Raw genomic sequence first — 24,047 nt, 5'->3', positions numbered from 1 at the left:
AGGCCACCATACCGAATTCCTTTGCCTTCCCTTGACCCTACGGTTACTTGTCGTGTTCACGCGGCAGCGCCCACGATGAGCGCCGGGCTGAACGCCGGCCGAACCATGGGAGGGCTCACATGAACGGTCTCGACTGGACCGTGCTCATCAGCTATTTCGGCGTGATGGTCGCCATCGGCTTCTGGTCGCACAAACGCGTCGACAACGTGAGCGACTTCTTCACCGCCGGCGGCAAGATGCCCTGGTGGCTGTCCGGCATCTCGCACCACATGTCGGGCTACAGCGCGGTGATGTTCACCGGGTACGCGGGCATCGCCTACACCTACGGCGTGACCTCCTTCGTCACCTGGTCCTTCCCCATCGCGCTCGGTATCGCCATCGGCTCGAAGCTGTTCGCGCCGCGCATCAACCGGTTGCGGTCGCGGCTCCACGTGGCCTCGCCGCTGGAGTACCTGAAGAACCGCTACGACCTGAAGACCCAGCAGGCGCTCGCCTGGTCCGGGATGCTGCTGAAGATCGTGGACGTCGGCGCCAAGTGGGCCGCCATCGCGACCCTGTTGTCCGTCTTCACCGGGATCTCCCTCAACCAGGGCATCCTCATCACCGGCGCGATCACCGCCGTCTACTGCACCATCGGCGGCCTCTGGGCGGACGCACTGACCGAACTCGGCCAGTTCGTCATCCAGTTGCTGGCCGGCGTCGCCATGTTCATCGCCGTCGTGCTGAAGCTGAACGACAAGGGCATCGGGTTCCTGGACGCCTGGGACCAGCCGGCGCTCCAGGGCCACGACAAGCCCCTGGTCGCGCAGTACGGCACGGTGTTCCTGCTCGCGTTCCTCTTCATCAAGCTGTTCGAGTACAACGGCGGCATGCTCAACCAGGCCCAGCGGTACATGGCCACGGGCAGCCCGAAGGAGGCCGAGCGGTCGGCGCGGCTTTCGGCGGTGCTGTGGCTGGTCTGGCCGCTGGTGCTGTTCTTCCCGATGTGGATGTCGCCGCTGCTGGTGACGTCGAACAAGCCGGACGGCTCCGACTCCTACGCCCTGATGACCGAACAGCTGCTGCCGCACGGCCTGCTGGGACTCGTCATCGTCGGCTTCTTCTCCCACACGATGGCCATGTGCTCGTCCGACGCCAACGCCATCGCCGCCGTCTTCACCCGGGACTGCGCGCCCGTCATCTGGGCCAGGGCCCGGGAGTGGAACCAGCGGTCGGGGCTGATCGCGGCGCGCGTGGCGACCGTCGTCTTCCTCGGCCTGTCGATGGCGGCGGCCACGCAGGTCAACTCCCCCGCCTTCAAGGACATCATCACGGTCGTCATCAAGTGGGTGGCCGGACTGATGGGCCCGATGGCGATCCCGATGATGCTGGGCCTGCTGCGCCCGTTCCGCCGCTCCGGTCCGACGGCCGCGCTGACCAGCTGGTCGATGGGTCTGCTGGCCTTCTGGCTGGTCAACTACCCGATCAACTGGAACGTCGACGGCGGAGTGCCGCTCCAGTACCAGGTGTCGATCCCGCTGGCCGTGTCGCTGGTCCTCTACATCCTCGTCGGCTTCATCAAGCCCGAGGACACCCCGGAACGGCTCGCGATCATCGAGCGGATCAACACGGACGGGGACGGCGACTCGGTGGGAGCGGCGGTCCCGGAGCCGCGGGACACGGCCGAGGGGACGCCCATCAGCCCGTCCGGCGTGTGAGGACGAGGCCCGCCGAGGGACGCGGGGGTGCGGGGGCTGAGCCCCCCGCACCCCCGCCTCGGCTCACCCCGCTCGGCTCACCCCCGCGTCAGCTCGGCAACCCCCTGGGATACCGGGCCAGCCATCCGGGCGACGCCCCCGCGGGGTTGTGCAGGGCCGGCCCCTGGGTCATCTCCATGGCGAAGTCGTCGGCCAGTTCCAGGATCGTGGGGCGCCCCTCCAGCTCGGCCAGCCAGGCCGGCGGGAGGGCCGTCTCGCCGTGCAGGGCACCGAGCAGACCGCCGGTGAGGGCGGCGGTCGACGCCGAAGGTGCTCCGTGGTTGACCGCGAGCCGCAGCCCGTGCCGGACTTCCTCCGCGACGAGGGCACAGTAGAGCGCGCCGGACAGCACTGCCTCCGCGGTCCCCGCCCCCGCCAGCTCCTCCACCCTGGCCGGACCCGGCAGGCCCTGCCGGACGGCGCCCAGCGCGCGCTGCAACGCCTCCGACACCGCCTCGTGCCCCGGTCGCGCGGCCAGCAGGGCGAGCGCCCGCTGCACCGCGCCGTCCAGGCTCTCGCCGCAGGCCAGCGCGTGCACGATGACCGCGTACGCGCCCGCCGAGAGATACGCGGTCGGATGACCGTGGGTCTGGACGGCGCCCTCGACGGCGAGCTGCACGACGAGCTGCGGCTCCCAGCCGACCAGCAGTCCGACCGGCACCGAACGGGGCACCGCCTCGGGCCCGGCCGCGCCGGGGCTCTTGGGCGAGTCCAGGGTGCCCATCACCTCGTCGCCGAGCCCGAGGAGCAGCGTGCGGGTGGGATCGCGCCGGGCGTACAGCCACTCCTCGCGGGCCAGCCAGCCGTCGTCCTTGCGGCGCAGGTCGGGGCCCCAGTCGCGCTGGGTGGCGGCCCACCGCAGATACGCCCGGTGCAGATCGGTCGGCGGATGCCAGGCGCCGGTGTCCCGCCGCACCTGGGCGCGGATCAGCCCGTCCACGGTGAACAGGGTCAGCTGGGTGAGATGCGTGACCGCGCCGCGCCGCCCGTGGGCGGGAGCCAGGTCCACTACCCCCTCGGGCCCGTGGCCCTGCCGGATGTCCTCGATGCCGAGGCCGTCGACGGGGGCTCCGAGCGCGTCCCCGACGGCCGCGCCCAGCAGCGTGCCACGCACCCGGCTGCGGAAGTCCTGCTGTTCGGCACGGCCCCAGACGGGCCCGGCAGTCGCACCCACCAAGTCCTCCCGTACCGTCCGTACGCACGACGTTCGTCACTGTAATCGAACAGGCGCAAGGGAACAGGGGACGCACCCCGGGAGTGCCGGAACGATCGGGGCATATGCCCGGGCTGCGCCCGCTCTGTGCCCCGGTCGCAGGGTGGAGGGGTGGTGGAGAGGCGGTGGAGACCCCGGCCGGAGGCCGCGGCGACCGGCCTCCGTTTCTGGCTCAATCCTTAGGAGAGGCACCGCACTTGGCGGGGTAAGGACACCGGCATGACCACCCCCGACTCACACTTCCCCCACGCCTCACGCGTGCTTCCGCTCACCGCCGCCCTCCTCACCGGGACGGTCGCGCTCTACATGCTCCTCGTCGCCTTCGGGAACATCACCGACTTCGGCACGAACCAGCAGTTCGTGCGGCATGTGCTGGCGATGGACACGACCTTCAAGGACGACGACCTGATGTGGCGGGCGGTGACCGGCAAGGGGCTCCAGGACGCCGCCTATGTCGCGATCATCGCGTGGGAGACGGTCACGGGGCTGGTGCTGGCCGCCGGGACGTGGTTCTGGGCGCGACGGGACCACATACGCGGCCGCGCGCTGTCCACGTACGGGCTGCTCATGCTCATGCTGCTCTTCGGCGCCGGGTTCGTCGCGATCGGCGGAGAGTGGTTCGCCATGTGGCAGTCGGAGAACTGGAACGGGCTGGACGCGGCGACCCGGGCGTTCCTCTTCGGCGGGGTCGTGCTGATCGTGAACCACCTGCCGCCCGGCCGCCCACAGGACGACTCCCGGACATGAGTCCCACGCTTCCGTGACGCACGTGGGGCCGGCCGCCCGGGCCACCGGGCCACCGGGCCACCGGGCCACCGGGCCACCGGGCCACCGGGCCACCGGGCCACCGGGCCACCGGGCCACCGGGCCACCGGGCCACCGGGAAGCTACTCGACGACCCGGACCTTCGTCCCCGTCTCGCCGAACGCCCACAGGGCCGTTCCGTCCGCCTTGGCCATCCGGATGCCGCCGGTCTGCGTGCCGGCGGCGGCCGGGGGCGGGGAGGCGCCGTCGACGGCGTTGGAGAAGGCGATGTTGACGCCCGACGTGGCGGAGAAGTAGACGATGTGCTCGATCGCCACGCCGTCGGAGCCCGTGGTGGCGTCCTTGCGGAGCGACACGGTGAAGCTGCCGACGGCCGGGTTCACCGTGCCCGGCCAGACCGTGAAGGTCCGGCGGGCGGTGTCGTCGGCGTCGACCAGCCAGACCCGGTGCTGACCCAGCGAGTAGACGATCCGGCGGCCGGTGCCCGAACCGTCGGGCACCTCGGCCGCCTTGGGCGTCGCCGACGGTTTCGGCGACGCCGAGGGGCGCGTGCCCGCCGACGCCGAGGCGCTCGGGCGGTTCGCCGCCGACGCCGTCGGGTGCGGGCCCTTCTCGGCCTGTGCCGTCAGGACGACGACCGCGGCGATCGCGCCGGCTGTCAGGCTTGTGACCCAGACCCAGGAGGGAAGCCGTCGGGCAGGCACGGGCACGCATCTCCTCGGTTGTGGGACCCCTGAGATCGGGGCCCGATCATCGTACTGCGAGGGGCCCGCTGCCCGGTCCCACCGTGGTCCCTCAGTCCAGCACCGGAAGCAGTTCCGGCAGGTGCCCGTCCGACGCTGAGGCCGCCCGCCGCCGCTCCTCGGGCACCTCGCCGTACAGCGTCGTCCGAGGCCTCGCCGGCCGGCCCGCCGCGTCCGCGACCGCGATCAGGTCCTTCACGGACTTGTAGGAGCCGTACGACGAGCCCGCCATCCGCGAGATCGTCTCCTCCATCAGCGTGCCGCCCAGGTCGTTCGCCCCCGAGCGGAGCATCTCCGCGGCCCCCTCCGAGCCCAGCTTGACCCAGCTGGTCTGGATGTTGGGGATGTGCGGGTGCAGGAGCAGCCGGGCCATCGCCGTCACCGCCCGGTTGTCCCGCATGGTCGGGCCGGGGCGGGAGATCCCCGCCAGGTACACCGGCGCGTTGGTGTGGATGAAGGGGAGGGTGACGAACTCCGTGAAGCCGCCGGTCCGCTGCTGGATCCCGGCCAGCGTCCGCAGGTGACCCAGCCAGTGCCTCGGCTGGTCGACATGGCCGTACATCATCGTCGAGGACGACCGGATCCCGACCTCGTGCGCCGTCGTGACGACCTCGATCCAGGTCGCCGTCGGCAGTTTGCCCTTGGTCAGGACCCAGCGGACCTCGTCGTCGAGGATCTCGGCCGCCGTGCCGGGGATGGAGTCGAGCCCGGCCTCCTTCGCCGCCGTCAGCCACTCGCGGATCGACAGGCCGGTGCGGGTCGCGCCGTTCACGACCTCCATCGGCGAGAAGGCGTGCACGTGCATGCCCGGGACCCGCTCCTTCACCGCCTTCGCGATGTCGAAGTACGCCGTGCCGGGCAGGTCCGGGTGGATGCCGCCCTGCATGCAGACCTCCACCGCGCCCAGCTCCCAGGCCTGCTGGGCGCGGTCGGCGACCTGGTCGAGGGAGAGCGTGTAGGCGTCCGCGTCGGTGCGGCGCTGCGCGAAGGCGCAGAAGCGGCAGCCGGTGTAGCAGACGTTGGTGAAGTTGATGTTCCGCGTGACGATGTAGGTGACGTCGTCGCCGACGGCCGAGCGGCGGACGTCGTCCGCGATGCGGGTCAGTGCGTCCAGGGCCGGGCCGTCGGCGTGGAGCAGGGCGAGTGCCTCGTCGTCGGTGAGCTTCGTCGGGTCGTCGGCGGCCGTCGCGAGGGCCTGCCGTACGTCCGTGTCGATGCGCTCCGGCGCCATGCCGGGGGCGGCCGCCTCACGCAGGGCTCCCCAGTCGCCGTACACCTCGTCGAAGTCGTCGCGGCGGTCGGAGGTGCGGCCGGCGGTGTCGATGGTGCGGTGCAGATCGGTGCGGCCGGACGGCACGAACACCTCCTCCGGCTCCTGCCAAGGGTGTCCCTCGACGACGGCGTCCGGCACGGCCAGTCCCGTCTCCGGATCGGCCAGCGCGCGGACGTGCGGGAGCAGCCGGGGATCGAGCCAGGGCTCGCCGCGCCGCACGAACTCCGGATACACGCAGAGACGTTCCCGCAGCTCGAACCCGGCCGCGGCGGACTTCTCGGCGAGTTCGTCGATCTGCGGCCAGGGGCGCTCGGGATTGACGTGGTCGATGGTGAGCGGGGACACCCCGCCCCAGTCGTCGATGCCGGCCCCGATCAGCCGCTCGTACTCGCTGTCGACGAGGTTGGGCGGCGCCTGGAGGCAGGCGGACGGGCCCATGATGTGGCGCGCGACGGCCACGGTGGCGACCAGTTCGTCGAGTTCCGCGTCCGGCATGCCACGCATCGCGGTGTCCGGCTTGGCGCGGAAGTTCTGGATGATCAGTTCCTGGATGCCGTGGTAGGCGCGGGAGACCTTGCGGAGCGCGAAGAGGGACTCGGCCCGCTCCTCGTACGTCTCGCCGATGCCGATCAGGAGCCCGGAGGTGAAGGGGACGGAGGAACGGCCGGCGTCCTCCAGGACGCGCAGCCGGACGGCGGGTTCCTTGTCCGGGGAGCCGTGGTGCGGGCCGCCGGGCTCGGACCACAGCCGGGTGGCGGTGGTCTCCAGCATCATGCCCATGCTGGGCGCGACGGGCTTCAGCCGCTGGAAGTCGGTCCAGCTCATCACCCCGGGGTTGAGGTGCGGCAGCAGCCCGGTCTCCTCGAGGATGCGGACGGAGATGGCGCGGACGTAGGCGATGGTGTCGTCGTAGCCGTGCGCGTCGAGCCATTCCCTGGCCTCGGGCCACCGCTCCTCCGGCTTGTCGCCGAGGGTGATGAGGGCTTCCTTGCAGCCTAGGGCGGCGCCGCGCCGGGCGATGTCGAGCACCTCGTCGGGCGACATGAACATCCCGTGGCCCGCCCGGCGCAGTTTGCCGGGGACCGTGACGAAGGTGCAGTAGTGGCACTTGTCACGGCAGAGCCGGGTGAGGGGGATGAAGACGCTCTTGGAGTACGTGATGACGCCGGGCCGGCCGGCCGCCTCCAGGCCGGCGTCCCTTACCCGGGCGGCGGAGGCGGTGAGGTCCTCGAGCGCCTCGCCGCGCGCCTGGAGCAGCACGGCCGCCTCGCCGGCGTCCAGCGCCACGCCGTCACGGGCCCGTTTGAGAGCGCGACGCATGGAGTTCTCGGTGGGGCCGGGGATCGGGCCGGGGCCGGTTCCGGAGGTCGCGGAAGTCGTCATCCTTCGAGCATACGATCACGTTTTTCAAGCTTGGGACTCCGCGTACGCGTCACCCGTCCCCGTCCGCAGCGCAGGGCGACGACGAGCCCACCGAGGACCAGCTGCGGCCGCCCGGCTTCGGACCCGTCGGCGAAAGACGGGACCTAGAGATACGGCGTGAACTCGTCCAGGGCGCGCAGCGCCTCCGCCTCCCCCACCGGCGGCAGCTGCACCACGGCCTCCTCGATGCCCAGCTCGGCGTAGTACGCGAGCTTGCCGGGGGACGGCTGGACGGCGTACGGCACGATCTGGAGGGCGTCCGGCTCGCGGCCCGCGTCCGCCCACGCGGAGCGCAGCACGGGGAGCGCCTCGGAGAGGCCGCGGCCGCCGATCGGCAGCCAGCCGTCGGCGTACTCGCAGATGTGCGAGAACAGTTTCGGCCCGGCGGCGCCGCCGATGAGCGTGCGGGGGCCGACGACCGGCCCACGCGCCTTCTGTACGGGCTTGGGGTACGCCGTGCTGGCGCGGACGCTGCCGTACTCGCCCTCGTACGCGGTCGGCTCCTCCGCCCAGAGGGCCTGCATCAGCCGCATCCGGTCCCGGACCAGCTCGCGGCGGGTACGCCACTCGACACCGTGGTCGGCGGCCTCCTCCACGTTCCAGCCGTAGCCGAGGCCGAGGGTGAGGCGCCCGCCCGACAGGTGATCGACGGTGGCGATCTGCTTGGCGAGGTCGACCGGGTCGTGCTGGGCGACGAGCGTGATGCCGGTGCCGAGGCCCAGCGTCCGCGTCACCGCGGCCGCCTGACCGAGGGCGACGAAGGGGTCGAGGGTGCGGCCGTACTCACGGGGCAGGTCGCCGCCGGCGGGGTAGGGGCTGGTCCGCTCGACCGGGATGTGCGTGTGCTCGGGCAGATAGAGGCCGGCGAACCCACGCTCCTCCAGCTCACGGGCGAGGCGCGTGGGAGTGATCGTCTCGTCGGTGAGGAAGATCGTGACGGCGATGCGCATGGGCGGGCCTTTCGCTGCGTACGTGCGGCTCTGACGACGGCGTCCTGGGTGACGTTCTCAACTGTGGCTGCCTCATCTGTACCGGGAGAAGGGAGAAGTGTCCATACCGACCGGTCGGCATCGTCCTCAGAACGCGCCCGGCGTGTCCAGCGGCCACCTGTCCGGCTCTCGCGGCGGGCTGTAGGCCATGGCCTGGTCGAGCCGCTCGCGCTGCGCCGCGTCGAGGGCGGCCTCGGCCGGGTGCGGTGCCAGTCCCCGGCAGTACTCCGCGAACCGGTACCGGCGTTCCGGCCACACGGCCATCACCACGATGTGCAGGACCAGGGCGAACACCATCCAGGTCAGCAGGCCCGCGCATGCGCCCACCACGATCTCGACCGCGTTCCCGGAGAACGCCCCGCTCACGTACATCAGTTGGGCGGCGAGCCACCCCGCGTACGACGCGGCGACCAGGATCGCGGCGATCTGGACGCCGTCCCCGTCGCGCTCGGGCCAACGCGGCCGTCCGGCGTCCTCGGCCCGCAGGAAGGGGTCGCGCCGCCGGCAGTGCTCGGCGTCCACGTCGAGCCAGTTCAGCGGATGCGGACGGGCGTGCCCTCGCAGCGTGACCAGCACGGCGGCCGGTACCGGATGCTCCGGCGTCCGGGCGGGGTCCGCGCCCACGGCGGTGACCGACACCTGACCGTCCTCCTCGATCCGGATCAGGCCGGCCAGCAGCAGTTCGGCGGCGGCGGCCCGGTCCGCGCCCCGGTCGCCGTCGGCCGTGGCGACCGCGTGGTACAGGTCGACGCTCTCCCCGTCCACCAGCGCGACGGCCTCCCGGTCCGCCCGGTCACGGGCCCACCACAGCACGCCGAGCACGGCGTACGCCCCGAGGACGACCGCCGACACGGCCACGAGCAGGACGATCTGACTCACGACGGGCTTCCTCTCGGCCGGGAGCACGACGGCGGGACCTCGGCGGCGCAGGTCACCTGTCGGAACTTCCCGTGCCCCGACGCATCCATGTGCGGGGCAGGTCCGTTCGTGCCGACCCGTGACATTCCGGCGGGCCGCCGATCCGGCGCGGCATACTCGGCCGGACGGCAATCAGGTTGCGGCGCAGCCGAGTCGGCGCCGCTTCGTGGAGGGGGAGGACGCTGCCGATACCGACGCGCACCGCTGGGGCCGGGAACATCGGCAGAAGGGCCCGGGGCCGCACCGCCCTGCGGGCCGCGGCGCTGACGCTGGTCGCAGCCGCCCTCACCGCCGCGTGTCAGACAGCCGCGCCCGGCGGGCCGCGAACGTCCGAGGCGAGCTTCACCGTCCACTACGAGCGTCCGTCCGCCCGGGACAAGGACGACGCCGCGTTCGTCCGCGCGCACAAGCTGCCGGAGGAAGCCGTGCGGAGTGTCACCGCTCTGGTGAAGCTGGACCCGCCGGTCGTGATGTCCGTCCGGTCCTGCGCCGGGGAAGGGTCCGCCTACGACCCCGACACCCGCCGGGTGGAGATCTGTTACGACGAAATCACCGAGACGCGCGAGCTGTACCGGGACTCCGGGGAGCGTCTCCTCGACGACACCCTGTCCGCCGTCATGCTGGAGACGCTGTTCCACGAGAGCGCGCACGCCGTGATCGACGCCCTCGATCTCCGGGTGGGCGGCAGGGAAGAGGACTTCGCCGACCAGTTCGCCGCCCTCATGCTGCTCCGGCAGGGAGCGCAGGGGGAAAGCAGACTGCTCGCCGCCGCACGGACGTGGCGGCTGGCCTCGATCATGTTCGACCCCGTCGACGACGGCCGCGAGGACGAGCACTCCACGGACCGCCGACGCGCCGTCAACCACTACTGCTACGTCTACGGATCAGCCCCGGCGACCCACGAGCACCTGATCCACCCACAGACCCTCACCGCCCGCCGCGCGCGTGGCTGCGCACGCGAGTGGCAGAGGGTACGGGCCGCCTGGGTGAACGCCCTGGGGCGAACCGCCGTCGAGGGTGACGGTGGCGGGTCCGCGCGCGACCGGGCCCCGTTCACCCGGTGACGCTCGGTGCCCGCCCGGGGTGACCGGCTTCCGTCGGCGGTCTAGCGGCCGACCTCGTACTGGCCGACCTCCAGGAAGTACCGCAGTTCCTCCGGTGTCCCGTCGATGGCCTTCTCGGCGGCCGCGCGGAGGGCGGCGCTGATCTTCGGGTTGGCCAGGATGCGGGCGATGGCGACCCGGTCGTCCTCGGCGCGGGCGAGGCGGAACCCGGTCTCCAGGAAGGCGCGCAGGGCCTCCGGAGTGCCGATGTCGAGGGCCTTGTTGGCCTCGCGGACCACACCCTTGCCGGAGTTCTTGTCCGCCAGGATGCGGAAGATGGCGACCCGGTCGTCCTCGGCGCGGGCGAGGCGGAACCCGGTCTCCAGGAAGGCGCGCAGGGCCTCCGGAGTGCCGATGTCCAGGGCCTTGTTGGCCTCGCGGACCACACCCTTGCCGGAGTTCTTGTCCGCCAGGATGCGGACGATGGCGACCCGGTCGTCCTCGGCCTGGGCCAGGCGGTAGCCGGTCTTCAGGAAGGTGCGCATGTCGTCCACCGTGCCGTCGAGGGCCGCGTTGGCCTCACGGACGACACGCTTGCCGGAGTCCACGTCCGCCAGGATGCGGGCGATCGCGACACGGAGGTCCTCCTCGGACATGTCGTCCACCGGCGTATCGGTCGCCGCCGACGCCGTCGCGGTCGTCCCCGCGACCGTTGCCGCCGTCGCGCCGGCGGCGAAAGCCGGGGTGGTGAAGAGAAGCGCCGGGGTAAGGGCGGTGACCGCGACGAGCAGGGCGGCGCGGTGCTGTCTCATGGATCTCATGGGTGGGCTCCTTCGTGGTCCGGCGGTCGGTACGAAGATCCTCACCGCTCCGCACCACCGATGCCACTGCTTTAACCCGGCAGTCCTCGCCGCCTGCCATTGCCATGATCCGGCACCGTCGGCCGTCAGCGGGCGGAACATCCAACTCCCCTTGTGTGAAAGGTGGTTACCCGGGAGGTAATCGCGCGGTGGTGCCGCCGCCGCTGACAATGGCGGCCTCGTCGCGTCAGCGGGACGCGGCCTCCCGAACGGAGGGATCCGCCATGTCCTCAGCCACGCCCGCGACTCCCCGCGCCGTGGTCCGGGAACTGCTGCGCCGGATCGGCAAAGGGGACCCCGTGCGCATCGCGGAGCTGTACGCCGAGCGGAGCGACTGGAAGCTGGACTGGCCGGACGCCGAGCACGGGCGGGCGGGGAGTGCCACGCCGTGGATCCGTCACCGGGTCACCCGTGCCGACGCCGCCGCCCACTACCGCGAGCTCGCCGAGCACCACGTGCCCGGGCAGGCGGCCACCGAGATCGAGCGGATCCTCGTCGACGGCGACGACGCGGTCGTGCTCGGCGAGATCCGCCAGACCGCCCGCTCCACCGGGCGGGCCTATCGTGCCCGGTTCGCGCTGCACCTCACGATCGAGGGCGGCCTCGTCACCCGGCACCACGTGTACGAGGACAGCCTCGCCGTCGCCCGGGCGTTCGATGCGGATGCGGACGCGGAGACAGGCAGCGGTGCGGACCGGACGGGTTAGATGATCGCCGTCTCCTCCTCCGCCAGGTCCGCGACCACCGCCGCGTGGTCCGAGGGCCACACTCCGTCCACCGGGCCGTGGCCCGCCCGGCGGATCTGCCGGACGTGGCCCTCGCCGATCGGGCCGGGTGGGCCCACGTGGATGTGGTCGATACGGGCGGCGGGCTCCAGCACGCGGGCCGCGTACGGGTTCTCCGGCGTCCAGGTGGCCGCGGGGGCGGTCGGGTCGGCGTAGTCCCAGGCGTCGTGGAGGACCAGGCCGGGAACGGCCGGCGCGGTCCTCGTCCCGCCGAGGAGGCGGATCTCGTCGGAGTCCGGGCGGGCGTTGAAGTCACCGGTGACGACGGGCGGGAAGGGCGTGCCCCCGCTGTGCCGGGCGACCAGTTCCGCGAGGGCGGTGACCTGGGCGCGACGCACGGCCGAGGCATGCGGGGCCGAGGTGAGGTGCGCGGTGAAGAAGGGGATGTCGAAGGCGGGCGCGGCCACTCGGGCGTAGAGGGCCGCGCGGCCGTCGGCCAGCTCGGGCGGCGCGGGCAGCGTCAGCGCCTCCCGCTCCACCACCGGCCAGCGGCTCAGTACCGCGTTGCCTATGTCGACCGAGCCGGCGTCGGGGTCCGCGATGCGTTTGCGCCAGCGTTCGGGGGCCGCGGAGGGGGCCCATGCGCAGTGCAGCCCCAGTTCGCCGGCGAGCCACTCGGCGAGGTTCTCGCCGTCGGCCGCCCACACCTCCTGGAGACCGACCACGTCGGGCTCCAGCTCGCGCAGCACGGCCAGGACGGCCTTCTGGCGTTGCCGCCAGGGGCCGAACCGCCACCACAGGTTCCAGGTCACCACTCGCACGTGCAGCCACCCGCTCTCGTCCCGCCCGGGACGTCGGGGACCATTGAAGCAACAGCGCCTGGTGTGAAGGAGTGTTGCGGACGATGTCCCGCCCCGCCGAGTCCCGCCCCGCCGACGTCCGATTCCGCGCGACGACCGCCTTGCAGCGGTATGTCGCCAACCCGCTCATGCGCCGTCTGCCCTTCCACACGCTCCTGGAGACCACCGGCCGTGTCTCCGGCCTGCCCCGGCGCACCCCGCTGGGCGGCCGCCGGGTCGGCGACACGTTCTGGCTGGTCTCGGAGTTCGGGCTGCGGTCCCAGTACGTCCGCAACATCCAGGCCGATCCGAGGGTGCGGGTGCGGCTCGGCGGGCGGTGGCACACCGGTACGGCCCATCTGATGCCCGACGACGACCCGGTCGCCCGGCTGCGTACCCTGCCCCGGGGCAACAGCGCGGCCGTACGGGCACTGGGGACGGGACTGCTCACGGTGCGGGTGGATCTGACCGGCTGACGCCCCGCCCGCCACACCCGACCGCGGCGGCCCCTCGGGGATCGCCCGGGGGCCGCCGTGGCGCCTACCGCCCGGCTCCGCTCACTTGGCGGGCTTGTAGAACACGTAGGTCGCCGAGTACGGGACGCTCACCTGGTCGGTGCCGGTGCAGGCGGTGGTGGGCGCGACGCCGCCCGAGGTGTTCAGGCGCTGGATGTAGGAGACGTCCGCGAAGACTCCGGCGCCGCGCGTGGCGGTGGTCTTCAGGAGCAGCTCGGGGATGGTGCCGGTCCGGGGAGAGGTGACGAGCGCGGCGGCGTTGACCGCGCTGCCGTCCACCGTGGAGACCCAGACCGGGCCGCGGGAGTGCAGGGCGACGGGGCGGTGGGCCCGGTCTCTGCCGTACGACAGGGTGGCGGCGGGCTCCAGGAGCTTCCAGGCGCCGTCGGTGCAGGCGTAGGTCTGGACGCCCCGGGCGTCGAAGACGCCGGTGAGGCGGTTGCCCTCGGGCACCTTGAGGGCGGGGGGCGCGTCGACGCGGGTGGTGGCCGACGGGGCGGGCGCGGCATGGCCGGCAGTCGTGCTCAGGAGGGTGCCGACGGTCGCGGTGGCGAGGGCCGTAGTGGTGAGGACGAGACGCTTGGCGAGCTTCAAGTGGGTCTCCGATACGTTTCCGGATGTCTTTCGCGGGTCGACGGAACCGGTGTCCCTGTCTCCCCGCGCCGGGACGCTACGGGCAGTCCGGGCCGATCGAAGGTCGCGCGGCCGGTTTTGGGCCGCGGGCACCGCACTGTCTGCACGCCGGGGACAGTGCCCGTGGTGCCCGAGGGCACTTCACCCCGGCCAGACGATCGCCTGCACCTCGCTGTAGGCGTGCAGCGCGTACGAGCCCACGTCCCGGCCCACGCCGCTCTTCTTGAACCCGCCGAACGGCGCCTCCATGTTGCGGCCGACGGTGTTGATCCCGACACCGCCCGCCCGCAGCCGCCGCGCCACCCGGAACGCCTTCGCCACGTCCCGGGACCACACGTAGTCGATCAGGCCGTAGTCGCTGTCGTTGGCGAGGGCGATCCCCTCTTCCTCCTCGTCGAAGGGGACGACCGTCACCACCGGGCCGAAGATCTCCTCCCGTGCCACCCGCATGTCGTTCGTGCAGTCGGCGAGGAGCGTGGGAGCGACGTAGAAACCGCGCTCCAGAGGCGGGCGTTCACCGCCGGTGACGATCACCGCGCCTTCCTTGCGGCCGAGTTCGACGTACGACTCCACCCGGTCCCGGTGGGCGGACGAGATCACCGGGCCCACCACCGTGTCCGGCTCCCGTGGGTCGCCCACCTTCAACCGGCGGGCATAGGCGGCCAGTTGCTCGACCAGCCGGTCGTACACCCCGCGCTGCGCCAGCACCCGCGTGGGGGCCGTGCAGATCTGACCGCTGTAGAAGGAGAAGGTGGTGCCGATCCCGGCCACCGCCGAGGCGAGATCCGCGTCGTCGAGGACGACAGCCGCTCCCTTGCCGCCCAGCTCCATCAGCTGGCGCCGCATGTCCCGGCCGCACACCTCGGCGATGCGCTGTCCGACGGCCGTCGAGCCGGTGAAGCTCACCATGTCGACGTCCGGCGACGACACCGCCGTCTCGCCGATCCCGACCGCGCGGCCGGAGACGACGTTCACCACCCCGCGCGGCACGCCGGCCGCCTCCAGCGCCTCGGCCATCCGGTAGACGGACAGGGGGTCCTGCGGGGCGGGTTTGACGACCACGGTGTTGCCCATGGCGAGGGCGGGGGCGACCTTTCCGGCCGGGTTCGCCCACGGGTTGTTGTAGGAGGTGACGCAGGTGACGACCCCGACCGGCTGCCGTACGGCGACCGCGCCCATCACCCCCGCCCCGCCCGCCCCCATGGCCCGGAGGGCGTGGGAGGCGCCTCCAGCGGCCTCGTTGACCTGCGGTGCGATCGGCCACTCGGCGGGCTCCACGCGCGCGTAGCGCCGGAAGCGTGCCACGCCCACCCCGACCTGCATCCCGCGCGCGGTCCCGGTCGTGGCGCCGGTCTCCGCCTGGGCGAGTTCGGCGTACGGCAGCAACCGGGCGCGCATGATGTCGGCCGCCCGGCCGAGAATCGCCGCCCGTTCCTCCGGTGGGGTGCGCGACCAGGGACCGAAGGCTTCCCGGGCCGCCGCGCAGGCCGCTCGCACCTGATCCCGGGAGGCCTCGGGCGCCCGGCCGACGGTCCCCTCGGTCGCCGGGTCGACGACCTCGTAGTGCCCCTCGTCCGGCTCCACCCAGGCGCCCCCGACGAACAGCATCTGCCCGTCGTCCCTGCCCGCCCCGTCCCTGCCCGCCCCGTCCGTCACCTGGTGCTCACCGTCCTGGTGTCGCGGCCCGAGCGCAGTACCCGGCCCGGGACGGCGCCCGTCACCGTGTCGTCCCTGATGGCGGCCACGCCGTTGACCCAGACCGCGCGCACCCCGATCGCCTTCGAGTCCAGCCGCGGACTGTCACCCGGCAGGTCGTGCACCAGGGTGGCCTTGCCCGCGTCGATCCGCTCCGGGTCGAACAGGACCAGGTCCGCATGCCAGCCCTCACTGATCCGGCCCCGCTCCCTGAGACCGAACAGCCGCGCCGGGTCGTCCGTCAGCATCTTCACCGCCTGTTCCAGGCCGGCGAGTCTCCGGCCGCGCAGACAGTCGCCGAGGAAGCGCGTGGTGTACGGCGCCCCGCACATCCGATCCAGGTGCGCGCCGGCGTCGGAGCCGCCGAGCAGAACGTCCTCGTGCGTCCAGGTCTCCGCCCGCAGGGCCCAGGACTGCGGGTCGTTGTCCGTCGGCATCGGCCACAGGACCGTACGCAGGTCGTCCGCCGCGCAGATCTCGACCAGACAGGCGAAGGGGTCCAGGCCGCGTTCGGCGGCGATGTCCCGGACGACGCGCCCGGTGAGGCCCTCGTTCGCCGCGCTGTAGGTGTCGCCGATGACGTACCGCCCGAAGTCGGTCAGCCTCCGGAAGACGCCCGCCTCCTTCGAGTTGGCCCGTGTCAGCAGTTCCGCCCGCACCTGCGCGTCCCGCAGCCGCTCGATCCGCTCCGGGACCGGCAGGGCGAGGACCGGTCCCCAGCCCGGGATGAGGTTCAGCGCGCAGAACGTGCCCAGGGACATGTTCATCGGTGTGAGGATCGGCATGGTCAGCGCGACGACCCTGCCGCCGGCCTTGCGTGCCCGTTCGCTCGCCATGAGCTGGCGGGGCACGCGCTCCGGGACGGCCGCGTCGATGGTGAGGACGTTCCAGTTCAGGGGGCGTCCGGCGGCCGCGCTCATCTCCGCGAACAGGTCGATCTCGGCGTCGCTGAACTGGTCGAGGCAGCCCGCCACGATCGCCTCGATCTGGGTGCCCTCGTGCTCGCCGACCGCCCGGGACAGCGCGAGCAGTTCCTCCGGCCGGGCGTGCCGGGAGGCGACGGGCCGGCCGTCCCCGTCGGAGTGGGTGGAGGACTGTGTGGTGGAGAATCCCCAGGCGCCGGCGTCCATGGCGTCGTGCAGCAGCCGGACGATCTCCGCCAGCTGCTCCCCGCTCGGCTGCCCGCCCACCGCGTCCGGTCCCATCACGTACCGGCGCAGCGCGCAGTGCCCCACCATGAATCCGGCGTTGACGGCGATCCGCCCCTCCAGCGCGTCCAGGTACTCCCCGAAGCCGTGCCAGTTCCAGGGCGCCCCCTCCTCCAGCGCGACCAGGGACATGCCCTCCACCTTGGACATCATCCTGCGGGTGTAGTCGGCGTCCCCGGGGCGGTCGGGATGCAGCGGTGCGAGCGTGAACCCGCAGTTCCCGGCCGCGACCGTCGTCACCCCGTGGTTCAGGGACGGGGTGGCGTACGGGTCCCAGAACAACTGGGCGTCGTAGTGCGTGTGCGGATCGACGAACCCGGGCGCGAGCACGAGCCCGGAAGCGTCCTCGGCGGTACGGGACTCCTCGGTGACCGACCCGACGACGGCGATCCGCCCGTCCCGGATCCCGACGTCGGCGACGTGGGCGGGCGCACCGGTCCCGTCGACGACGGTCGCGCCCTTGATGACGTGATCAAGCATGAGGGCTCCTTATCGACTCCGATGCGGTGGGCGCCGTGAAGGGACGCGGGGCTGTATCGCTGTACGGCTCCGCCGCGTGGGTGCGAGCGGCCACGGCGCAGTGGCGGCCGCCGAACGACCCGCAGCCCCAGGGCGATGACGCGCCCGCAGGTCGGCGACAGCGCTACGCGCCCTGACGGAACCGCGTCGTCCGATGGACGGGGTCCGTGTCTATCTTCGGGATGACGTGCTCACCGATCAGCCGGATCGTCTGGAGCGTCTCCTCCTTCGGCACCCCCACCGGCAGTCCGAAGGACAGCTGGTCCGCCCCCGCCTGCTCCCACCGCTTGCACTGCCGCGTCACCTCGTCCGGATCCCCGCAGATCAGCAGCTCCTCCTCGATGAGGAGTTCGACGAACTCGGCGTTGTACTCGGGCAGGGTCTCCGGCCAGACCGGGAAGCCCTCGGGCCGCGGGAACGTGTCGTGGTAGCGGAACACCAGGGACGGCAGATAGTGCAGTTCGCCTTCGACGGCGATCCTGATCGCCTCGTCGTGCGTCGGCGCGCAGATCGCCGTCGTCGTCACCATCACGTTGTCGTTGACGAAGTCCCCGATCGGCTCGGCGTTCACCACCGCCGTCTTGTACTGCTCCAGCACCCATTCCATGTCGGACACCTTCTGGATGCTGAAGCCCAGCACCCCGAGGCCCTTGCGGGCGGCCATCGCGTACGAGGGCGGCGACCCGGCCGCGTACCACATCGCCGGGTGCGACTTCCCGTACGGCTTCGGCAGGATCTTGCGCGGCGGCAGCTGCCAGTGCTTGCCCTGGAAGCCGACATACTCGTCCTGGAGCCACATCTTCGGGAACTCGGCGATGGTCTCCTCCCAGATCTCCTTCGTGAAGTTCATGTCGGTGATGCCGGGGAGGAAGCCCAGGATCTCGTGCGAGCCCGCGCCGCGTCCGCTGCCGAACTCGAAGCGGTTGCGGGTGAGGTGGTCGAGCATGGCGACCTTCTCGGCGACCTTCACCGGGTGGTTGACCTGGGCGAGCGGGTTGAAGATGCCCGAGCCGAGGTGGATGCGGTCGGTCGCGTGGGCGAGGTAGCCGAGAAAGACGTCGTTGGCGGAGAGGTGGGAGTACTCCTCCAGGAAGTGGTGCTCGGACGCCCAGGCGTACTTGAAGCCGGACTTGTCCGCCTGGATGACGTACTCGGTCTCCTCCATCAGCGCCTTGTGCTCGGCGAGCGGGTCGGTCTCGGCGCGCTTGCCCACGTATCCCTGTACAAAGAGCCCGAATTCCACGGAGGTTCACCGTCCCGGTTCCTGGATCGCGGTTAACTGACGGTTCGTCAGATTCAGCGGATGCCGCCGACTGTGGCACCGGGTCCCTGGATGGTCAATAGCTGATGGTCAGTCAGATGACCGAGACGCCCGCCAACCATCCGCCGTCGATCACGAACGGCTGCCCGGTGATGTACGACGAGTCCTGCGAGGTGAGGAAGAGGGCCAGCCGGGCCACCTCGTCCGCACGGCCGACCCGGCCCAGCGGGACGAGCTTGCGGTAGAGGGAGTCCAGGGCGCGGGTCGTCTCCTCGGGGTCGCTGTCCGGGTCCAGCCGGGAGGGGTTGGACATCGCGGTGTCGATCGCCCCGGGACACACCGCGTTGACCCGGATACGGCGGGGCGCCAGCTCCAGGGCGGCGACCCGGGTGAGGCCGAGTACGGCGTGCTTGGTGGCCGCGTAGGCGCCGACGGCCGCCATCCCGGTGAGCCCGGTGTAGGAGGCGGTGTTCACGATGGTGCCGCCGTCGGACAGCTGCGGCGCGGCGGTCCGGATCCCCAGGAAGCAGCCGACCTGGTTGACCTGCACGACCTGCATGAACTCGTCGAGCGGGGTGTCGACGAGGGCGTTGAAGCGCAGGATGCCGGCGTTGTTGACGAGGCCGTCGAGATGGCCGTACGCCTCCTTGGCGGCGCCTACGGCCGCGGCCCACTCCGCCTCCACCCCCACGTCGAGGTGGACGTACAGTGCTCCGATCTCCTCCGCGACGGCCCGCCCCTGTTCGTCGAGCACATCGGCCACGACGACCTCCGCACCCTCCTCCCGGAACAGCCGCGCCTCCTGCTCGCCCTGGCCCCGTGCGGCCCCGGTGACGAGGACGACCCGTCCGTCGAGCTTGCCCATACCGGCCTCCCTTGCGATCCATGGGACCGGCATCGTATCGCCGTAACTGACGCTTCGTCAGATGTGCGACGGCGCAGGGATCGGACCATTGCACAAGCACACACCAAGTGACCTGCCGGTAGGGACATTTGACTCTGTCCACAGGCTGTGCAGAACCCCAATAATCCACAGCGGCACTGCAAAGACACCCCCAAGAGCGGAAAATGGTATGGCCAAAAGAGGCAGGAAGTTCAAGAACAGGAAGATCCGGTTCGTCGCGATCGGCGCGGCACTGGCGACCGGCGGCGCCGTCGTCGCACTGCTGCCGTCGGCGAACGCGGCCGACGCGAAGACGCCTGAGCAGATCATGTCGATGTGCAAGAGGTCTGCGGTGCTCAACGGCAAGCAACAGTCGGTGCGCGATTTCGACGGCGGGTTCGCTGATGGTTTCGCGGCCGACAACTGTGATTTCGTCGAGACGAGGTTCGAGACCTTCAACGGGCCCGCCGAAAAGGCCTCGATCGACTTCCCGAACTGCGAGCCGAACGCCACCGAACCGAGCAAGGTGTCCATTTCCTGGGAGTCCGAGGTGGCCCAGGGAAAGGGCAAGCAGATCTCCATCGTGCAGGGCGGATCGGGCGGTCTGTTCGGTGTGCTGAGCGGTTCCTGGCAGGTGCACAAGAGCTCCCTCAACATGACGACCAACACCGCCAAGGCCGGCAGCAAGGACTCCGTCGAGGTACCGGTGGGAAAGGTCGCCCACATCGAGTTCACGCCGAAGATGCAGCGCATGACCGGTGAATGGAGGGTGCGGATCGACGCCCGTGAGGCGACCACCGTCCTGAACGCCACCCCCGAGCAGAACTTCGTCCTCGAGGACGTCGTCGAAGGCCCCAGCATGCTGCCGGGCGCGGCTGGCGCCCCCGGAGTGGTGGACGGCGTCGCCAAGACCGTCCTCGAAGACTGCTGACCCGAATCCGGAATCTTTACCACCCCCCACCAGGAGAAACCCTCATGTCCCGCACCAGCCGTACCAGAAGTCATGGCCACCGCAGCCGCAAGAAGCGCCTCGCCCTGATGGTCCTCGCCCCGGTGGCCGCCGTCGCGGCCGGTGTCGCGCTGATGAACTCGGCCGGCGCCGCCACGCCCTCGGAGGTCTCGGCCGACTGCAAGTCCGACTCCGACAAACTGGAGAACTGCGAGTTCGTCGACGTCCAGTTCAAACAGAACAGCCTGGGGCCCAATGAACGGGTCTCCGGCATCTCCAACAACTGCGGCAACACGACGGGCACCACCAAGTCCTTCAACGTGAGCGCCTCGGTCACCCGGACCACTCAGCTGGAAGAAGGGTTCATCAGCGACAGCGGCATCAAACTGGGCAATTCACTCTTCGAGATCGGCGCGAAGTTCCAGACGAAGGAAGTGAACATCACGCGCGACGACAAGAAGACCACGCTGGCCTTCGAGCGGAGCGACACCGTGCAGCCGGACCACATCGGCTTCTTCATGTGGTCTCACAAGCGCACCGACGTGAGCGGATTCCTCAAAGCCACGTACAAGGAGGCGCAGGACGGCAGGACAGTGTTCTTCTCGCCGAGCGAGGGCTCCACCGCCATTCACGTGTTCTATCCGCAGATCCTGAAGAACGGAACCCCGGACGGACGGCTCTGGCTGCGCAATGTGAAGTGCGGCACTCCCGAGGCCAGCGCACTGCTGAACTCCTCCGGCGGTGCGAGTCCACAGGGCGTGGGAGACGGCGCCGAGGACCTTCGCGCGGAGCCCGGATTCGGTGAGGGCGGCGACAACGTCACCGACCTGGAAATCCCGGTTTCGGAAATTCCCGCGCCGTAGCCGGAAACTGTCGGGAACGCACACCTTCTCATGTGCGAAGCACGGGCGCGGACGCCGGCGTGGCTCCGAGCCAGCGCAGGACCGCGTCCGTGCCGCCCCGGGCGTCGAGCTTGGAGTAGATGTTGCTGAGGTTGTTGCGGACGGTCTTCTCGCTCAGCCGTAATCGCAGCCCGATCTCCTGCGCGCCCAGGCCGGTCGACAGCAGTTCCATGACCTGCCGCTCACGCGGCGAGAGCAGTGCGCGCAGCCGCTCGATCGCGTCGTGTTCCCGGGGTCCGGCCGGTATGCGCCGGGCCCCTTCGCGCAGGGCGGCGCACGCCGCCGGGGAGAGATACGTGTGGCCGACGGTGGCCGCCACCACCGCCGAGGACAGCATGTGGGTGCAGTAGTCGCCCTCGACGAGATAGCCGGCCCCGCCGCGGAAGACCTCGACGACCGTCTCGGTGTCCGCGCGGGCGCTGACGACGATCACCGGGACACGGTGTCCGCCCAGCGCCCTCAGCAGCCCCGGGAGGGCGCTCGCCGGCTCCGCGCAGCGCAGGACGACGACGTCCGGCGCGTCCTCGCGCAGGCCGTCGTAGGGCGGGGCGACACGCACCGTCCGCCCCACGTACGGATCTCCGGGGGCGGGCCAGCCGTCGTGCGGCCAGTCGCCCTCGGCGCAGGCGAGAGCGACGGAGAGTCGCTGGGAGGATCGCACTTACGGGGTCCTTCCGCCGGAGCCGTCACGTCCGTACGTCCGTACATACGCGACTCGGCGTGGACATGTTCAAACGTTCAAGAAATGTCGAGCAGGGGCCCCACCTCGGCTCCGAACAGGGCGATCTGGTCGGTGAGTTCGCTACGGCTCCGGCAGCGGAAGCGCACCTGGATCTGGTCGACTCCCATCGCCCCGTAGGCGCGCAGCGACTCGGCGAGGACCTCCGGCGGCCCGGTCAGGGTGCGGCGGCCCACGTCCCAGCCGGGAGCGCCGACGTACAGCGGCTCGGTGATGGCGCCGACGGTGAGCGGCGGCGCCCCGTCCCCCCGCAGCCGCCGCAGCGTCCCGATCTGCGCGGGCAGCCGGTCCCTCGGGTCGCCCTGGGGCAGCCAGCCGTCCCCCTTGAGGGCGGCCCGGCGGACGGCCGCCGGGGAGGATCCGCCGACCCAGAGCGGCACCCGCTCCTGCGCCGGCCTGGGCCGCTGCCCGAGCCCCTCGAAGTCGAACGCCTTGCCGTGGTGGGAGGGGAACTCGTCCGGCCCGAGCGCCGCCCGCAGCGCGTCGAGCGTCTCGTCGAGGACCGCCCCGCGCCGCTCGAAGTCCACCCCCAGCGCCTCGAACTCCTCCCGTACGTGCCCGGCGCCGACCCCGAGGATCAGCCGGCCGCCGCTGAGGTGGTCGAGGGTGGCGTACTGCTTGGCCGTCAGGAGGGGGTGGCGCAGGCCCACGACGGCGACGTGCGCGAGGAGTCGGACGCGTCCGGTCACGGCGGCGAGATGGGCGAGGGTGGCCACCGGGTCGTACCAGACCGTGCTCATGGCGTCCGCGAGCCGGTGCGGGATCGCCACGTGGTCACAGGCGGCCACGTAGGCGAATCCGGCGCGGTCCGCGGCCCGGGCGACGGCGACGAGGTCGGCGGGCCCCGCGTCCGCCTCCCAGGGTTCGGCGTAGATCGTGGACTGGGACTGGACCGGGAGCTGGATGCCGTAGTCGAGGCTCACCGCGGGCTCCACAGGCCGTCCGGGGTGAGCCCCAGCAGCTCGATCGCGTTGCCCCGGACGATCCGCTCCACCACGTCCGGCGCGAGGTGGCCCATCTGCGCCTCGCCGACCTCGCGCGACTTCGGCCAGGTGGAGTCGGAGTGCGGGTAGTCGGTCTCGTAGAGGACGTTCCCGACGCCGACGGAGTCGAGGTTGCGCAGGCCGAACGCGTCGTCGAAGAAGCAGCCGTAGACGTGGTCGGCGAACAGCTCGGACGGCGGGCGGTGGACCTTGTCCGCGACCCCGCCCCAGCCCCGGTTCTCCTCCCACACCACGTCGGCGCGCTCCAGGATGTACGGGATCCAGCCGATCTGGCCCTCCGCGTACATCACCTTCAGGTTCGGGAAGCGCTCGAACTTGCCGCTCATCAGCCAGTCGACCATCGAGAAGCAGCAGTTGGCGAAGGTGATGGTGGAGCCGACGGCGGGCGGGGCGTCGGCGGAGGTGGAGGGCATGCGGCTCGAGGAGCCGATGTGCATGGCCACGACCGTGCCGGTCTCGTCGCAGGCCGCGAGGAAGGGGTCCCAGTAGTCGGTGTGCACGGAGGGCAGACCGAGGTGCGGGGGTATCTCGGAGAAGGCGACCGCCCGGACCCCGCGCGCCGCGTTGCGCCGGACCTCGGCCGCCGCCAGCTCGGCGTCCCAGAGCGGGATGAGGGTGAGCGGGATCAGCCGGCCCCGCGCCTGCGGGCCGCACCACTCCTCCACCGTCCAGTCGTTGTAGGCGCGCACGCACAGCAGGCCCAGTTCGTGGTCGGCCGCCTCGGTGAAGGTCTGGCCGCAGAAGCGCGGGAAGGTGGGGAAGCAGACGGCGGACTGGACGTGGTTGACGTCCATGTCGGCGAGGCGGGACGGGACGTCGTAGGAGCCGGGGCGCATCTGCTCGTAGGTGATGACCTCCAGCTTGATCTCGTCCCGGCTGAAGCCGACGGCGGTGTCCAGGCGGGTGAGGGGGCGGCGCAGGTCCTCGTAGACCCACCAGTCGCCGATGGGGCCGTCGTCGCCGGGCTCGCCCATCACGGGCTTGAAGCGGCCGCCGAGGAAGGTCATCTCCTTCAGCGGGGCGCGGACGACCCGGGGGCCGGTGTCGAGGTACTTCTTCGGGAGGCGGTCCTGCCAGACCGTGCTCGGCTCCACGGTGTGGTCGTCGACGGAGATGATCAGCGGGAGGTCCTGTGCGGTCTTCGCGGTCTGCGATGCGTTCTCCAGTGCGTTCTCCATGGGGGCACGGTAGCGCCGATCTGACGGATCGTCAG

At 71.3% G+C, this 24,047-nt stretch carries 22 protein-coding genes; 7 read left to right on the top strand and 15 right to left on the bottom strand.

Features of this window, described 5'->3' with window-relative positions:
• Nucleotides 1–119 precede the first annotated feature (119 nt).
• Nucleotides 120–1,697, top strand: coding sequence for a sodium:solute symporter family protein (locus OHS71_RS23445; protein ID WP_328481320.1), 1,578 nt, complete (start codon nucleotides 120–122; stop codon nucleotides 1,695–1,697).
• Between the two features lie 88 nt (nucleotides 1,698–1,785).
• Here the strand turns inward: OHS71_RS23445 and OHS71_RS23440 are convergent, their stop codons facing one another.
• The gene (locus tag OHS71_RS23440) at nucleotides 1,786–2,910 is read right to left on the bottom strand and encodes an ADP-ribosylglycohydrolase family protein (RefSeq protein ID WP_328481319.1); all 1,125 of its coding nucleotides are present in this window, start codon (nucleotides 2,908–2,910) and stop codon (nucleotides 1,786–1,788) included.
• A gap of 258 nt (nucleotides 2,911–3,168) precedes the next feature.
• On the opposite strand from OHS71_RS23440, the gene OHS71_RS23435 reads away from it, so the two are divergent.
• Entirely contained in the window at nucleotides 3,169–3,696 is a 528-nt protein-coding gene (locus tag OHS71_RS23435; RefSeq protein ID WP_328481318.1) for a DUF2165 domain-containing protein, read from the top strand.
• A 140-nt stretch (nucleotides 3,697–3,836) separates the two neighbouring features.
• On the opposite strand, the gene OHS71_RS23430 is transcribed toward OHS71_RS23435, so the two are convergent.
• The 4 genes from OHS71_RS23430 to OHS71_RS23415 all read right to left on the bottom strand — a co-directional run bounded on the left by OHS71_RS23430 (nucleotide 3,837) and on the right by OHS71_RS23415 (nucleotide 9,020).
• Complete coding sequence (locus OHS71_RS23430; RefSeq protein WP_328481317.1) at nucleotides 3,837–4,424, bottom strand: hypothetical protein; 588 nt, start codon at nucleotides 4,422–4,424, stop codon at nucleotides 3,837–3,839.
• Nucleotides 4,425–4,509: 85 nt separating this feature from the next.
• The gene (locus OHS71_RS23425; RefSeq protein WP_328481316.1) at nucleotides 4,510–7,113 is read right to left on the bottom strand and encodes a bifunctional FO biosynthesis protein CofGH; all 2,604 of its coding nucleotides are present in this window, start codon (nucleotides 7,111–7,113) and stop codon (nucleotides 4,510–4,512) included.
• Between the two features lie 143 nt (nucleotides 7,114–7,256).
• Nucleotides 7,257–8,102 (bottom strand): LLM class F420-dependent oxidoreductase, encoded by an 846-nt coding sequence (locus tag OHS71_RS23420; protein WP_328481315.1) that lies wholly within the window; start codon nucleotides 8,100–8,102, stop codon nucleotides 7,257–7,259.
• Between the two features lie 126 nt (nucleotides 8,103–8,228).
• Nucleotides 8,229–9,020 carry a hypothetical protein gene (locus tag OHS71_RS23415; RefSeq protein ID WP_328481314.1) on the bottom strand — a complete coding sequence of 264 codons (792 nt, stop codon included), beginning with the start codon at nucleotides 9,018–9,020 and terminating at the stop codon, nucleotides 8,229–8,231.
• Nucleotides 9,021–9,196: 176 nt separating this feature from the next.
• Between OHS71_RS23415 and OHS71_RS23410 the strand changes: the two genes are divergently transcribed.
• Nucleotides 9,197–10,123, top strand: coding sequence for a DUF4344 domain-containing metallopeptidase (locus OHS71_RS23410; RefSeq protein ID WP_328481313.1), 927 nt, complete (start codon nucleotides 9,197–9,199; stop codon nucleotides 10,121–10,123).
• A gap of 41 nt (nucleotides 10,124–10,164) precedes the next feature.
• Here the strand turns inward: OHS71_RS23410 and OHS71_RS23400 are convergent, their stop codons facing one another.
• Entirely contained in the window at nucleotides 10,165–10,914 is a 750-nt protein-coding gene (locus tag OHS71_RS23400) for an ALF repeat-containing protein (protein ID WP_443061146.1), read from the bottom strand.
• A 272-nt stretch (nucleotides 10,915–11,186) separates the two neighbouring features.
• Here OHS71_RS23400 and OHS71_RS23395 point away from each other — a divergent pair, with 272 nt between their 5' ends.
• Nucleotides 11,187–11,669: a nuclear transport factor 2 family protein gene (locus tag OHS71_RS23395; protein ID WP_328481312.1), complete on the top strand. Its 483-nt coding sequence runs from the start codon at nucleotides 11,187–11,189 to the stop codon at nucleotides 11,667–11,669.
• Here OHS71_RS23395 and OHS71_RS23390 read toward each other — a convergent pair.
• Nucleotides 11,666–12,508, bottom strand: a complete 843-nt coding sequence (locus OHS71_RS23390) for an endonuclease/exonuclease/phosphatase family protein (RefSeq protein WP_328481311.1) — start codon at nucleotides 12,506–12,508, stop codon at nucleotides 11,666–11,668. The genes OHS71_RS23395 and OHS71_RS23390 overlap by 4 nt on opposite strands.
• Before the next feature lie 83 nt (nucleotides 12,509–12,591).
• On the opposite strand from OHS71_RS23390, the gene OHS71_RS23385 reads away from it, so the two are divergent.
• Entirely contained in the window at nucleotides 12,592–13,002 is a 411-nt protein-coding gene (locus tag OHS71_RS23385; protein ID WP_328481310.1) for a nitroreductase/quinone reductase family protein, read from the top strand.
• 81 nt (nucleotides 13,003–13,083) lie between these two features.
• On the opposite strand, the gene OHS71_RS23380 is transcribed toward OHS71_RS23385, so the two are convergent.
• The 5 genes from OHS71_RS23380 to OHS71_RS23360 all read right to left on the bottom strand — a co-directional run bounded on the left by OHS71_RS23380 (nucleotide 13,084) and on the right by OHS71_RS23360 (nucleotide 19,222).
• Nucleotides 13,084–13,635: a DUF3455 domain-containing protein gene (locus tag OHS71_RS23380; RefSeq protein ID WP_328481309.1), complete on the bottom strand. Its 552-nt coding sequence runs from the start codon at nucleotides 13,633–13,635 to the stop codon at nucleotides 13,084–13,086.
• A gap of 180 nt (nucleotides 13,636–13,815) precedes the next feature.
• The gene (locus OHS71_RS23375) at nucleotides 13,816–15,282 is read right to left on the bottom strand and encodes an aldehyde dehydrogenase family protein (RefSeq protein WP_328484610.1); all 1,467 of its coding nucleotides are present in this window, start codon (nucleotides 15,280–15,282) and stop codon (nucleotides 13,816–13,818) included.
• Between the two features lie 44 nt (nucleotides 15,283–15,326).
• Nucleotides 15,327–17,057: an N-acyl-D-amino-acid deacylase family protein gene (locus OHS71_RS23370; RefSeq protein WP_328481308.1), complete on the bottom strand. Its 1,731-nt coding sequence runs from the start codon at nucleotides 17,055–17,057 to the stop codon at nucleotides 15,327–15,329.
• 163 nt (nucleotides 17,058–17,220) lie between these two features.
• Nucleotides 17,221–18,339, bottom strand: coding sequence for an LLM class flavin-dependent oxidoreductase (locus OHS71_RS23365; protein WP_328481307.1), 1,119 nt, complete (start codon nucleotides 18,337–18,339; stop codon nucleotides 17,221–17,223).
• A 112-nt stretch (nucleotides 18,340–18,451) separates the two neighbouring features.
• Nucleotides 18,452–19,222 (bottom strand): SDR family NAD(P)-dependent oxidoreductase, encoded by a 771-nt coding sequence (locus OHS71_RS23360; RefSeq protein WP_328481306.1) that lies wholly within the window; start codon nucleotides 19,220–19,222, stop codon nucleotides 18,452–18,454.
• A 208-nt stretch (nucleotides 19,223–19,430) separates the two neighbouring features.
• On the opposite strand from OHS71_RS23360, the gene OHS71_RS23355 reads away from it, so the two are divergent.
• Together OHS71_RS23355 and OHS71_RS23350 are read left to right on the top strand one after the other, a co-directional pair.
• Nucleotides 19,431–20,171, top strand: coding sequence for a hypothetical protein (locus OHS71_RS23355; RefSeq protein WP_328481305.1), 741 nt, complete (start codon nucleotides 19,431–19,433; stop codon nucleotides 20,169–20,171).
• Nucleotides 20,172–20,215: 44 nt separating this feature from the next.
• Nucleotides 20,216–21,052: a hypothetical protein gene (locus tag OHS71_RS23350; RefSeq protein ID WP_328481304.1), complete on the top strand. Its 837-nt coding sequence runs from the start codon at nucleotides 20,216–20,218 to the stop codon at nucleotides 21,050–21,052.
• Between the two features lie 28 nt (nucleotides 21,053–21,080).
• Here the strand turns inward: OHS71_RS23350 and OHS71_RS23345 are convergent, their stop codons facing one another.
• The 3 genes from OHS71_RS23345 to OHS71_RS23335 form a co-directional block, all read right to left on the bottom strand.
• Nucleotides 21,081–21,752 (bottom strand): response regulator transcription factor, encoded by a 672-nt coding sequence (locus OHS71_RS23345; protein ID WP_328481303.1) that lies wholly within the window; start codon nucleotides 21,750–21,752, stop codon nucleotides 21,081–21,083.
• A gap of 77 nt (nucleotides 21,753–21,829) precedes the next feature.
• Nucleotides 21,830–22,753: a TIGR03619 family F420-dependent LLM class oxidoreductase gene (locus OHS71_RS23340; protein ID WP_328481302.1), complete on the bottom strand. Its 924-nt coding sequence runs from the start codon at nucleotides 22,751–22,753 to the stop codon at nucleotides 21,830–21,832.
• On the bottom strand, nucleotides 22,750–24,012 hold the full coding sequence (locus OHS71_RS23335) for an amidohydrolase family protein (protein ID WP_328481301.1): 1,263 nt from the start codon (nucleotides 24,010–24,012) through the stop codon (nucleotides 22,750–22,752). The genes OHS71_RS23340 and OHS71_RS23335 overlap by 4 nt, the downstream gene beginning before the upstream one ends.
• Nucleotides 24,013–24,047 lie beyond the last annotated feature (35 nt).

Origin of the sequence: Streptomyces sp. NBC_00377 (assembly GCF_036075115.1) — a bacterium.
Classification (GTDB): domain Bacteria; phylum Actinomycetota; class Actinomycetes; order Streptomycetales; family Streptomycetaceae; genus Streptomyces.
Note: the sequence above shows the minus strand (reverse complement) of the source record. Positions and strands in the feature narration are given on the sequence as shown.